14 protein-coding genes are annotated in these 12,364 nt (G+C 49.7%); 8 read left to right on the top strand and 6 right to left on the bottom strand.

The window, feature by feature from the left end; all coding sequences use genetic code 11:
- Window positions 1-84: 84 nt before the first annotated feature.
- From OGW16_RS20645 to OGW16_RS26395, 6 genes are read left to right on the top strand one after another with little or no spacing between them, the layout of a single operon-like run.
- On the top strand, window positions 85-363 hold the full coding sequence (locus OGW16_RS20645; RefSeq protein ID WP_286518744.1) for a hypothetical protein: 279 nt from the start codon (window positions 85-87) through the stop codon (window positions 361-363).
- Window positions 360-581, top strand: a complete 222-nt coding sequence (locus tag OGW16_RS20640; RefSeq protein ID WP_286518743.1) for a TraR/DksA family transcriptional regulator — start codon at window positions 360-362, stop codon at window positions 579-581. The genes OGW16_RS20645 and OGW16_RS20640 overlap by 4 nt, the downstream gene beginning before the upstream one ends.
- Complete coding sequence (locus OGW16_RS20635; protein ID WP_286518742.1) at window positions 581-982, top strand: phage protein NinX family protein; 402 nt, start codon at window positions 581-583, stop codon at window positions 980-982. The genes OGW16_RS20640 and OGW16_RS20635 overlap by 1 nt, the downstream gene beginning before the upstream one ends.
- Window positions 945-1,184, top strand: a complete 240-nt coding sequence (locus OGW16_RS20630; protein ID WP_286518741.1) for a DUF4222 domain-containing protein — start codon at window positions 945-947, stop codon at window positions 1,182-1,184. Before OGW16_RS20635 ends, OGW16_RS20630 begins: the two co-directional genes overlap by 38 nt.
- Window positions 1,185-1,192: 8 nt before the next feature.
- Window positions 1,193-1,429 carry a hypothetical protein gene (locus OGW16_RS20625; RefSeq protein WP_286518740.1) on the top strand — a complete coding sequence of 79 codons (237 nt, stop codon included), beginning with the start codon at window positions 1,193-1,195 and terminating at the stop codon, window positions 1,427-1,429.
- An 18-nt stretch (window positions 1,430-1,447) separates the two neighbouring features.
- Window positions 1,448-1,768: a helix-turn-helix transcriptional regulator gene (locus OGW16_RS26395; RefSeq protein WP_321203136.1), complete on the top strand. Its 321-nt coding sequence runs from the start codon at window positions 1,448-1,450 to the stop codon at window positions 1,766-1,768.
- 153 nt (window positions 1,769-1,921) lie between these two features.
- On the opposite strand, the gene OGW16_RS20615 is transcribed toward OGW16_RS26395, so the two are convergent.
- Window positions 1,922-2,551 (bottom strand): ECs1377 family protein, encoded by a 630-nt coding sequence (locus OGW16_RS20615; RefSeq protein WP_043017088.1) that lies wholly within the window; start codon window positions 2,549-2,551, stop codon window positions 1,922-1,924.
- A gap of 174 nt (window positions 2,552-2,725) precedes the next feature.
- Window positions 2,726-4,624, bottom strand: a complete 1,899-nt coding sequence (locus OGW16_RS20610; protein WP_047409736.1) for a methyl-accepting chemotaxis protein — start codon at window positions 4,622-4,624, stop codon at window positions 2,726-2,728.
- Window positions 4,625-4,999: 375 nt separating this feature from the next.
- On the opposite strand from OGW16_RS20610, the gene OGW16_RS20605 reads away from it, so the two are divergent.
- Entirely contained in the window at window positions 5,000-5,539 is a 540-nt protein-coding gene (locus OGW16_RS20605; protein WP_043017090.1) for a DUF2058 domain-containing protein, read from the top strand.
- A 104-nt stretch (window positions 5,540-5,643) separates the two neighbouring features.
- Here OGW16_RS20605 and pgtA read toward each other — a convergent pair whose 3' ends face one another.
- The 3 genes from pgtA to pgtC are packed head-to-tail and all read right to left on the bottom strand — an operon-like array spanning window position 5,644 to window position 10,086.
- Entirely contained in the window at window positions 5,644-6,891 is a 1,248-nt protein-coding gene (gene pgtA / locus OGW16_RS20600) for a two-component system response regulator PgtA (RefSeq protein ID WP_080626272.1), read from the bottom strand.
- Entirely contained in the window at window positions 6,881-8,875 is a 1,995-nt protein-coding gene (gene pgtB, locus OGW16_RS20595) for a two-component system sensor histidine kinase PgtB (protein WP_170928031.1), read from the bottom strand. The genes pgtA and pgtB overlap by 11 nt, the downstream gene beginning before the upstream one ends.
- A gap of 11 nt (window positions 8,876-8,886) precedes the next feature.
- On the bottom strand, window positions 8,887-10,086 hold the full coding sequence (gene pgtC / locus OGW16_RS20590; protein ID WP_286518965.1) for a phosphoglycerate transport regulator PgtC: 1,200 nt from the start codon (window positions 10,084-10,086) through the stop codon (window positions 8,887-8,889).
- Between the two features lie 416 nt (window positions 10,087-10,502).
- Between pgtC and pgtP the strand changes: the two genes are divergently transcribed.
- Window positions 10,503-11,894, top strand: a complete 1,392-nt coding sequence (pgtP, locus tag OGW16_RS20585) for a phosphoglycerate transporter PgtP (RefSeq protein ID WP_043017094.1) — start codon at window positions 10,503-10,505, stop codon at window positions 11,892-11,894.
- A 107-nt stretch (window positions 11,895-12,001) separates the two neighbouring features.
- On the opposite strand, the gene OGW16_RS20580 is transcribed toward pgtP, so the two are convergent.
- Entirely contained in the window at window positions 12,002-12,244 is a 243-nt protein-coding gene (locus OGW16_RS20580) for a YfdY family protein (protein ID WP_043017095.1), read from the bottom strand.
- Window positions 12,245-12,364: the final 120 nt, after the last annotated feature.

Raw genomic sequence — 12,364 nt, 5'->3', positions numbered from 1 at the left:
AATTACAAGGTCGCTATGTCGGCCTTTTTATTTTCTCGCGTTCACCTTCAACCGAATTAACCGACAGTTCATGGAGTACTGATTATGAGCAAGGTAACAATCGATTTACTCGTAATGGATGATGCTTGCGAGCCATATATCTGTGGAGTTCGCGGCGCTTGCACCATTAGTGATTTACAGGCTATTGAGAAGGAAATCATCGAAAACCGCGATGACCATCTACCAACTGATGGAACCTACGCCATTGAATGTAGTTGGTTCAAAGGGCAGTACGACGAATATGGTCGTTGCGAGATTGCGCCCGGATGGGAGTGGGAGATTGTTGAATTTTCCCCATTTGAATTCCCAGAGGAGCAATCATGACATCAGAAATCATCGACCAGGCCAGCGCTCTCGAAGAGATGATGCGCGACCATGCTATTCAGGCACACAGACTCAACCACTCAGCAGTATCAGCAACGCACTGTGAGGAGTGCGGTGACAAATTACTTGATGAGCGCAGGAAAGCGTATCCGGGATGCACGATGTGCGTTGATTGCCAGAGCAATATGGAATTGCGTAAGAAGATTGGGAGGATGTGATGGATTACAGCAAGCTGAGTGATTTCGAGATAAACACCGCGGTGTTTGAGGCTATTCATGGCGGCGCTCCAGACTACAAAGAAGGAGATGGCGGCGCGATGGTTCTTATCTCATATGAAGGTGATGTTGTTGGCGGTGATGCCGTAGAAGTGGAAGTTGAACGTGGTGTATTCAACCCATGCAACAACCCGACAGACGCATGGCCCATTATCGAAGCAAATAATATCGCCGTCATTCCATACCGTCACACGCTACCACAGGCATGGCCTACCGCATTCGGGGTCATTTCCAGATTCACTACTGAAGATGAAAAACCACTCCGTGCAGCAATGATTGTCATCCTTAAATTACAGGAGACTGCCAATGTTCCAGCTAATTCAACGGGGTCAGATATACGCTGACAATGCCGGGTGGCCGGTAATAATTCACTCCGTCACATCACAGATAGTCCGCTACTGGCGACAGGGACGGATCAACACCGCTTCAATCGACCGCTTTAACAATGACTTTGAGCACCTCGACCCACACGAGGCGGCACAGATACGCGCCGAACTTGAAACAGCAGAACACTTAAAAAGCCTCCGCGCTATGCGGGCGGCATGAGGAGAGATATGAGCACCATTCAGGATATTCGCAACAAGTTAGCCGAGCTAGCTCCAGAAGCTCATCAGGTAGCTTGCTCTCTCGAAATAGGTGATGAGAGAACTGAAGCCTTCGAATTATATGAGGCGCTACGCCGCCTTCAACGCAGAGGCGCAGCAAGTGACATGCTATCAGCTACAAATCCGCTTCTCTCCGATTGTCACGAAGGTGATGACGAAGAATGGTGGGACGATGAAGACGCATGACGCAACTGATAGCCAGTTATGAGCTGGCTATTGGGTGCGAATGCACTGCCACGTTATCCCCCATTTGCCCTACATTGTGAGGGCATTCTTTTTGCCTGGCTTACAGGTTCGATTTCCAAACCGGAGATGAAACCAATGCGAGAACTACGCGACGACTCTCTTATTGACATGAAGTTCATGATCGAAGATGCTGGCTACACAGCGAAATACTTTTATTCGCAAATAAACGCAGGAAAACTCCCCAAGCCAATCAAACTTGGTCGCACATCACGATGGATGTATGCCGACTACCAGAACTGGAAACGCAGCTACCAATCCCCTCTGAAAAACGCCTCATGATTTGCCTTTGTGGGCATAAATGCGGGCATAAAATTCTTCACTTCTGCAAATCCTCTTATCTTCCCTGTAGTTACGTCTATTTTGTGATGTCTGCAGGGGACACTCTGAAATTAATGCTTCCTGCTTAAATCCAATCATTTACCAGTCAGTTCATCACAGGGCCTGGCGATAAAACGGCACATTCCTCACTGTTGCAGTCAGATTGTCGGACACTATCGTCTGCTCTGTAGCTATCCGCATCCCCGATTTTCTCAGCCTCAGTACGTCAGCAGCTATACGTTGGCTGCCAAACCAGAAAAGCCCATCCAGAGCCGTGACATCAAGACCAGACTCCAGAGCCAGCTTCAGTCGTTCACGCGGCGCTTTTACCGCTTTAGCAATCTGCTGATATGGCGCTTCGCTTGAACCTGCAGGGCCAATGCGTCGGATACGATGCGACAGACGGTATTGAAATTCATCCGGGATCCCGTCGAGATTCGCTTTCAGGCTGTAAACACAACCAAAGCGTTTGCCGTTAAAGATGACGTTTTTCTGACTAAGCTGCAACTCTTCACGCACGCTGGCAATCAGTTGTGGAGTACGGAGTAATAACAAGCGGAAAGGCAGCTCAAAACTGGTCACATAGTCTACATTCAATAAAGCAATACGCAGACGTTCTTGCGGCCCCGCCTTCAATTCCCGACATTCAGTAATAACATCAGCCCACTGGCCCCTAAGGCGGGAACTCTCAGTCGCCTCAGTAAAACTGTATTTTTCAGTCTCATAATCAATACGTTCAGTCACACGGAATTCCCTTCTGGCCACATCTCGGTATCGGTTGCTCACTTTACCAGCGACAAGATTGCTATGTCAGGAATCTTTTCTTAACCCGCCCAATATTTGCTTCATATCATCACACAAAGATGAAGACAACTGACCGATCCGACGCGATTACCGGATCGGTACAGCGGCGTCATGTCAGACAACAAAACGATTGACCAGCCCCTTCATGGTGACCGACAGATTGTCCAGCCGCTGGCTGTCGCTCGCAGCCTGAGAAACCAGCGCCGCATTTTGCTGAGTAACCTGCTCCATCGGTCGCAGCGCCAGGTTTATTTGGGTTACCCCTTGCGACTGTTCCGTCGCCACACGCGCGATATCCGCAATATATTGCTTCATACTGGTGGTATTGTCCGCCGCCGCTTCCAGCGCGGTAGCAGACGCCGTGACACGCTCAACGCCCTCACTAATTTTGACCATATTCTGCGCAACCAGCTCGCGGATCTGGTTAGCTTCTTTGGCGCAACGTTGCGAAAGATTCCGCACTTCACTGGCCACAACCGCAAATCCCCGGCCCATCTCTCCCGCCCGCGCTGCTTCCACTGCCGCATTCAGCGCCAGCAAATTGGTCTGAAACGATATATCATCAATTGAGGTGACAATATTCGATATTTTCTCACTGGAAGCGCGAATATCCCCCATACTCTGGTTCGCCGCACTGGCAACGTTGCTCGCCTGCCGAACTTCTTTTTCCAGCCTGATTGTCAGATGCTCCGCTTCACGGGCATTATCCGCCGTTTGCGTAATCGTCGTTGATAGCTGCTCCATACTGGCCACGGCTTGTACTATTGATGCTGCCTGTTCATCCGTGCGTTGGGCCAGATCCTGATTACCCGCCGTAATACTGCTGCTGGCATCGGACAAAACCACGGAGCCTTGTTTAATCTCCTGTACGATATGCTGAATACTTTCCAGCATGGTGTTATAGGCACGATTAAGTGAGGAAAGCTCATCTTTACCCGGCGTCGCCAGACGTTGAGTCAGATCGCCATTCATACCCGCAATCTTGCGCAGCGTGTCGCTGAATTGGCGATGCATATTGACTGCGATGGCTCCGGCAAAGGTCAATGATGCCAGTAGCGCTAACAAGCTGACGACCATATATATTTGCCAGTTTTTTCGTGCATCCTGTGCAAGTTTTTCCGCATTCGCCAACAGAAGATTCGCCGTCACATTTTCTATCTGCCGCATCACTTCAATACGCTGGGTTTGTACTTTAAACCAGACAGTTGGATCGACATCAAATCCACCGTTGGCGGCATGGCTAAACGCGGTTTCACGAAATGAGAGGGCTTTTGACGCTTCTGCAGATTGTAAGCGATTTTTCAACATGGCCGCCTGTTCCGGCGAGCTCAGGCGCAACGATTGTGCCAGCCAGACGTTCTGTTTACTGACGACATCACTGAGCTGATGTAACTGTCCTTCGGCGAAATGACCGGAGGAAAAAATATTTGATAACAGTGCTCGTTCAATACCTGCTTGTTCTTTCAAATTCAGCAGGTTGTAGTAGGCGGCGAATGCGTTTGCCATTTCGCCAGAATCCGTCAACTGTCCCAACTTGCCGACAAAACTCAGCACATCAGCAATGACGTTGGTGTAAAACTTCACCACATCTGCGGCTGGAAGCCCCAACTGCGTGACATTTTCCCGGATGGTGGCAAGCGAAAGAATGTTTTTCTTAAACGCAGCGACAGAGGTAGCAACATCCCCTTCCGGTAATGCAGTATCGGACAACGAGCGCACGAAAACCTCAATCTCGCGATCGGTCAAAGCCCGTTGTGCATTTAACTCATCTTTGAACGTTTTCCCTGCAGCGCCCAGAAATCCGACACTCATTCCCCGTTCTTTTTGCAGTTCATGCACCACATTTCCGGCACTGCGAGCGAGCGCTGTCAGCTGGGCAATATTCTCCATCTGCCGTTCTGTCTCAATGCGCGTCAATATTCCTGAACCTGCAAACCAACATAACGCCAGTAATAGTGGTTGTAGCGCGATTATTAACTTCATTTTCATCGGCATTCGATAAACCCACCACATGCTACTCCCCTCCATTGTCCATATTTTCATTATGGTTATCGGCGTGAAGAGGCTGCACTTTAAATTTTATCAAGAAGCAAGTGGTTGTTTTATAGATTGAATATCTGCCAAAATAACTCTATTTGATTATAACCGACAATACAAACATCTGTAACACAAAGCCTCATTGAATCTTTATCTCATTTTTTCAATTTATTTAGCATATTATTAAAGTTTGAGAAATTGGGTAACTATCAACACGATTCATAAAAAAGAGTCAGCCCCATAACAGTTACAATTGCTGGAGGTAACTGTTGTCACACGGCCATTATCTGGCATCCCGCCGAACGTTGAGGTTATAATCCTTACAACGATTTTTTTGGATTAGAAGCGACAATGACAAAACTTACCCTACAAGAACAGATGCTTAAAGCAGGTCTGGTCAGCAGCAAAAAAATGGCGAAAGTGCAGAGAACGGCGAAGAAATCGCGCGTTCAGGCTCGTGAAGCCAGAGAAGCGGTTGAAGAGAATAAAAAAGCGCAGATCGAGCGTGATAAGCAACTCAGCGAACAACAAAAGCAGGCCGCGTTGTCTAAAGAGTATAAAGCGCAGATCAAGCAACTGATTGAAATGAATAAAATCACCATTACCCGTGGCGATATTGGTTACAACTTTACTGACAATAATCTGATCAAAAAAGTCTATGTTGATAAGGTGACCCAGTCTCAGTTGATCAAGGGCCGTCTGGCCATTGCCCGTCTGACGGCTGAAAGTGGTAGCGAGAGCGAATACGCCATCATTCCGGCAGTCGTCGCCGACAAGATTGCCCAGCGCGATGCAAGCTATATCGTGCTTAATTGCGAACTGAGCCAGGAAGCGAAGGATGAAGACGATCCGTATGCTGATTTTGTCATTCCTGATGATCTGATGTGGTAAGCGAAACATCCCAATAATCACCCGGAATTTCATCGCATATTTCGGTGAACGCTAACGCCGCCACCGAAATACTGTCAACGTCTCCTCCTCCCCGATCCTGGCCACTAAAACTTATAGTGTTCTTTGCTCAACCCGTATTTTCTCATGCGTAAATAGAGTTTTTTACGCGGGATTTGTAAATACTCCGCGACTTCATTAATACGTCCCTGATGGATATTTAGCGCTTCAGTAATGATCTGCCGCTCGTACTCTTCAACCCGACGGTCAAGCGGTGTCGGTTCGGGCAGATGCAGCTGCGGATTCGCTGTTTCAGCCAGTGGAAGCAGACCAACGGCAAAAAGCTCGGCGGCATTCGCCAGTTCACGGACATTGCTTAACCACACACGACGCCGCATGCCTTTCAGTAAATCTCCTTCAACCTCGGGCACGGGATGGTTCAGGCGCAGACAGGCTTTCTGCAGATAATGTCGAAACAGCGGCTCAATATCATCCGGGCGCTGTGACAGAGGCTGGCAGCCGATTTGCGTCATCGCAAAACAGTAGTAGAGTTCGGCCACAATCTGATTGGTTGCCGCCAGTTCCACCAGCGATGTAGCGCCAATACCTATCAGGCGAAACGGACGCCGTTCCTGGCTTTGCAGATGTACCAGATGGTGCTGTTGTTCACGCGTCAGGCACTCAATATGGCTCAGGACCAGCGTTCCCCCTTGCGCTTGAGTAATAAGGTCATTCAGTTGCCCCGCATTCTCTAACGTCAATTCCCCACGGATAAACGGCCCTTCGGTATTACGCCCAAGCTGGTGTAAATAACGAGCGCCAGTCATACGCCCCGTTCCCGGCTCGCCATAAAACCAGACGGCAATGTCCGTTTCAGCCAGGTGCTGGAGGCGCTGGCGATACTGATTGACCCAGTCACTGTAGCCAAGCAGTTCAACCTGGAGCTTTTGCTGGCAATAGTGGCGACGAGCAATCACGGATTTTCTTTGGCGCAGCGCATCTTCTACCAACGACAGCAGTTTGCCGGGATCGATCGGCTTTTGCAGAAAATCCCATGCGCCTTTCTTCACGGCCTCTACCGCCATAGGGACGTCGCCATGTCCGGTGATCAATAGGATCGGCAGCTGATTATCATCCTGATGAAACAACGTCATCAAATCAATTCCATTGCAGCCAGGCATGCACACGTCGCTCAGCACAATTCCCGGCCAGTCGGCCTGCAGCCAGTTTCGGGCGTCAAAAGGGTTACTGCATGCGCAGACACGATACCCCTCCTGTTCAAGCAACAGGGTGTAAGCGTCGAGAACATCGGCATCATCATCAATCAGCAGAACAGAATATTCATCACTCAACATCGTTTACATCCGTCAGATTAAATTGCAAAACGACGCAGGCATTATGACCCGGCGTCGAGGCCAGGCGCAGTTCGCCGTCCATTTGCGTCATTAACGATACACAAATCGATAAGCCAATACCGAGACCCACATCCTTACTGGTGGTAAACGGTTTTAACAGTGATGGCAATAACGCCTCTGGCCAGCCGGGACCGTTATCACAGACAAAGACGCACAACTGGCTGCCCTCAGCCTGCCAGTGAACGTCTATGCGCGCGGCAGTCGGACATGCATCCAGTGCATTTGCCAGGACGTTTACCAACACCTGCTGAATACGCACTTCATCACCTGCCACCCACACGCTCCGGTCTGGAAGCGTCAGCGTGCCCTGCTGCGGCTTATGCCGCATAGCCAACAGTTCCCAGGCAGCGCTGAACGTTTGTCGTAGGTCGACCGGATGCAAAGGCGCGCCCGGTTCGGCCCGACGCGCAAACTGACGCAGTGAACGAATAATGGCATCGATGCGGGTAATCAGCCCCTCTGCTTTAGCCAACGTACTTCTGGCCTGAGCGGATTGGCCCTGCTCAATTGCCCTTCCCGCCGTAAACAAGTACATCGACAGCGCATTTAGCGGTTGGTTAATTTCATGCGCCAGCGTGGTCATGGTCTGACCGACCACCGCCAGCTTTGCCGTCTGGATCAGTTCATCCTGCATCGCCCGGAGATCGGACTCAATCTCCTTACGCTCCGTCACTTCTTGCTCCAACTGATTTTTTTGCGCACTCAACTGACCCAGAGTATGGCGCAGCAAGCCTGCAATACGCCCCAGCTCATCGCGCCCATAAACCGGGATAGTAGCATCCGTTCTGCCAAGACCAATTTGCACCACGGCCTGGTTGAGCGCGGTAAAACGCTTCACCAGCCGAGAACGAATGAAGTAGTGGTTAAGCCCCCAGGCAAGAAGTAGCGCGAGCAGCGTAGCCAGCAAAATAAGTCCGCCGCTGACGCGAACAATCTGTTCCAGCCGCTGGTTAAACATCTGCATTTGCTGATGGCTACTTCCCAACTGCGCTTCCAGCAGCGTTCGAAAGCGCCCGAGCGTTGCCTCTCGGGTATGGTTGGCATCAACCAGCGCTTTTTGCGCGGCGACATAATCGCGCATGGTATCGGGCATTTTATTTTTCATCATGCCGATTTCCAGCAGCTCGTCGATAGTTTGCCGCAGGGTTATCGTACTGGGCCAGTCATCGAGGGTACGGATATTTTCATCCGCCGTTTTTTTCAGGTTCTCCAGATAGCGGATGTGATTTTCCACCAACATGCCGTCGTCACTACCCGACTTCAGTTCATTGAGCCTGTCGCGTAAATCATCAACGATCTGATTTTCAATTCTTGCCAGGGTGTAGACCTGCTGCTGCTCGTTTTGCACCTCTCTGGCACGTTTGAGATACAGCGCAGCATCACCATTTTTGGCCTCGATTTGATCCAGCAACGTCCCCTGCTGCCAGGTAAAATCCTGCACCAGCGAATTCAGCTCGGTAGTAAAATCATCATGAAGCCAGTCTATGCGCGCGGAAAGTTCGCTCACTTTTTCACGTACAAGGAACAGGTTGTAGAGCACCCGATCCAGTTCCGCCATCAGCGCCCGGCTGTCTTGCAAAAGCACTGCCAGTTGCTGCTGCTCTGTCGGTTGCAAGCCCCGGCTCAGCACCTCAATCTTATCCAGATGGGAGATTATTTGATTGCGTAGCTGCAACCTTACCGTGGTGTTGGGGGCCAGCAGGAACTCATTCAGTTGATCCACAACCAGGTTGAGATTCCCTTCAATCAAAAAAGCGGAATGCACGCGCGGGAAGTAATCATCAAGCGAATAACGTATCTGCGAGCTTTGCTCATGCCAGGAGTACAAACTGACGCAGCTTACGCTCAGCGTCAGTAATGCGCCGGTAAGGAAAGCGCCCCGCAGGCTGCTGCTGATGCTGAGCTGACGCAGGCGTTGCAGTATCGATCCACCTTTCATTTTAACTCTTCCAGTTTGGAAATCGCCTGACGCTGATTTTTAAGAAACCACAACTGCCACTCCATCATCTGCTGTTCGGCCACGCTTTTATTATCAAATTGCGCAAGCCAGGCCTCATCTTCACTGTTCCTGGCATCTATCGGAACGCTGGTCAGCAGCGCTCTGATTTCGGGTAGTGGGCGTTTCAGGCGCGCTTCGGCACTGTAGAGCGCCCGCCATGCATCTTTCAGTTGCGCGAGTCGAAAACTGATCGCGGTATCAAACATCCGCTGTACCAGCTGTTGTCGCTTAAGGATCAGGCGATAATTAAGCGCTGGCTGGCTCATCAAAATTGCCTGCTGAGCCGCGCGTGGGTTATCAGGCGCGAGCTGAGTAACCGGATATTTTCCCGTGTTCGCATCGGCAAGGATCCGCTGCCCTTCAGGGCTTAACAGATAACGGATAAATCGACGCGCTTCATTGGGGTGCTGGCTGTTCTTAAGAACGGCAACGTAAGTAGGCGAAACCGCCGAGCGAGGAAAATAGGTAAAAGCCAGGTGCGGATCGTATAGCAACAGGTTGGCATAGTTATCAATGACCGGCCCCGCCACGCCCAGACCGCTCTTAATTTTGTCGGCCACACCAAAACTGCGAGATGAAATAGTGACCAGATTACCGGCACTGGCCAACAGCGTCGCCCAGCCCTCTTCCCATCCTTTTTGCTGCAGCAGCGACTCAACCATCAGGTGGTTGGTATCGGAACGCGACGGGCTACTCATTAACAACGCGTTCTGATATTTAGGTTGCGTTAAATCCCCCCAGTCAGCAGGAGGCGACAAATGACGCGCCGCCAGCGCAGAACGGTTAATTAGCAGACCAAAACCAGATATCGCAACTGCCACGGAGGTAGAACGAATCGAGTCAGGCACCAGCCGCTGGCTTTCCGGCAGTACATTATCGAAGGGCGCCAGCTTCTGATGCTCCTGAAGATGCTGCAACAGCATGGGCGACGAGGTCAGAATCAGATCGACGTTTTCCGCATTGGCAGTATCAAGCAGTTGTTCCAGTGAACTGCTGGTCCGGTTTAACGTGCGAATCATCACTGACCCTGGCTCCGTCTGCCAGCGCTGGATAATCCAGGCCGTTGCCCCTGGGGAAAAAGTAGTCGCCATCACCAGTTCTTTCCCCAAAGCCAGACTACTCACCGACAGCGACATAAAACAGAGCAAGATCGCCCAAAAGCGCCCCCGACCCAAAAGTCTGTTTGTGATCCCGTTCATAAATACCAACATGTGCAAAAAATAATATTGAGACAAAACTTACCCGTTTATCACCGCAGGGGGAGAAGAATAAGGTTATTCGTACAATAACCAAACGGAAAGTGACGACATCAGTAAAGAATACCCGAAAATGCGGTCTGAATTTGTTAATATCCGCACACACCGAAGATAAAAATTCCCGTAAAAGAATAGATTTTAAAATCCTTTATTTAAAAAGAGTCAAAATCAGCTACGCAACACACAATTTGTGTCAATAGTGACTCATTTCATCAACTTGAGTTTCTCTGCCATCTATTTCACTCTTCACTGCGAAAAATCCTGATATTCACATCAATATAAATTTAGGTGATGATATGTTATCAATATTTAAGGCAGGGCCAGCGGCAAATAAAGTCCCGGCGGAGAAAGTCCAGGCTACTTATAGCCGATACCGCATGCAGGCATTACTCAGCGTATTTCTTGGCTATCTTGCGTACTATATTGTGCGCAATAACTTCACGCTCTCAACTCCATACCTGAAAGAGCATCTGGATCTCAGTGCTACGCAGATTGGCTTACTTAGCAGTTGCATGCTTATTGCCTATGGGATCAGTAAAGGCATAATGAGCAGTCTGGCAGATAAGGCCAGCCCAAAAGTCTTCATGGCATGCGGCTTGATCCTGTGTGCTATCGTCAACGTAGGCCTGGGGTTCAGTACCGGATTCTGGATTTTTGCCGCTCTGGTCGTTTTCAACGGTTTGTTCCAGGGGATGGGCGTCGGCCCTTCATTTATTACCATCGCTAACTGGTTTCCACGTAAAGAGCGTGGACGCGTTGGCGCATTCTGGAATATCTCACATAACGTTGGCGGAGGTATTGTCGCGCCGATTGTTGGTGCCGCCTTTGCCATTTTGGGGAGCGAACACTGGCAAAGCGCCAGCTATATTGTCCCAGCCGGCGTTGCCGTACTGTTTGCTTTTATTGTACTGCTGCTGGGGAAAGGCTCACCGCGTCAGGAAGGCTTACCGGCACTAGAGCAAATGATGCCGGAAGAAAAAGTCGTATTAAATACCCGACACGTTGTCGAAGCGCCAGAAAATATGAGCGCCTTCCAGATCTTCTGCACCTATGTCCTGCGCAATAAGAATGCCTGGTATGTTTCACTGGTAGACGTCTTTGTTTATATGGTGCGTTTTGGCATGATAAGCTGGCTGCCAATTTATTTATTAACCGAAAAACATTTCTCGAAAGAACAAATGAGCGTAGCGTTCCTGTTTTTCGAATGGGCGGCAATTCCATCCACATTACTGGCGGGTTGGCTCACTGATAAACTGTTTAAAGGCCGCCGCATGCCGCTGGCTATGATCTGTATGGCGCTGATTTTCGTCTGCCTGATCGGCTACTGGAAAAGTGAATCGTTAGTGATGGTCACTATTTTTGCCGCCATCGTGGGTTGCCTGATTTATGTTCCGCAGTTCCTCGCGTCCGTTCAGACGATGGAAATTGTCCCCAGTTTCGCGGTAGGTTCTGCGGTCGGGTTACGCGGATTCATGAGCTACATTTTTGGCGCATCCCTGGGAACCAGTCTGTTTGGCGTGATGGTCGACAAAATGGGATGGCATGGCGGATTCTATCTGTTGATGGGTGGGATTGTCTGCTGCATCCTGTTCTGCTACCTCTCTCATCGTGGCGCGCTGGAGCTTGAACAACAGCGAAAAAATGCTCAGCAAGAGGAAGCCTCACTCCAGTTGGCAGATGCCCGGTAATCGATGTAGGTTTCGCAAAAAAGTGCCAGCGATGCTGGCACTGCAATAACTCAGATAAATATAAGTCGCTCTGTGTGATAATGTATTGCTAATAGTAACATTCCTAATTATCGCTTACCGTAGCCAACCATAAAGCGAATAATCAAACCGCATGCAGGGGCAAGAAAAAGGAATAATCCGGTTACCATTTCGTTACCATTGGTCAACCGCATAGTAAAAACGTAAATTAATGCCGTAAGGATGGCCATACCGAGAAAAGCGCTGATTGACGCCGCAGCGCCCATAACCTGCCAGATATAGCAACTGACGCACAAAATGCTCAGTGCAAGAAAGATCCAGAAATAGAACATAGCGATACCTCCTGTCTGCCATAAACTTAACCTAAGTCCTTACACTCCCTTAACTTTATATTCTAAGATAGTTCCTATCTTCATGCAATTTAAGCAACATCTTAGTTACATATGTCATTC

The organism is Citrobacter sp. Ce104 (assembly GCF_030334595.1).
GTDB classification, from domain to species: domain Bacteria; phylum Pseudomonadota; class Gammaproteobacteria; order Enterobacterales; family Enterobacteriaceae; genus Citrobacter; species Citrobacter europaeus.
The sequence above is the reverse complement of the archived record's forward strand: the minus strand, read 5'-3'. Positions and strand labels throughout refer to the sequence as shown.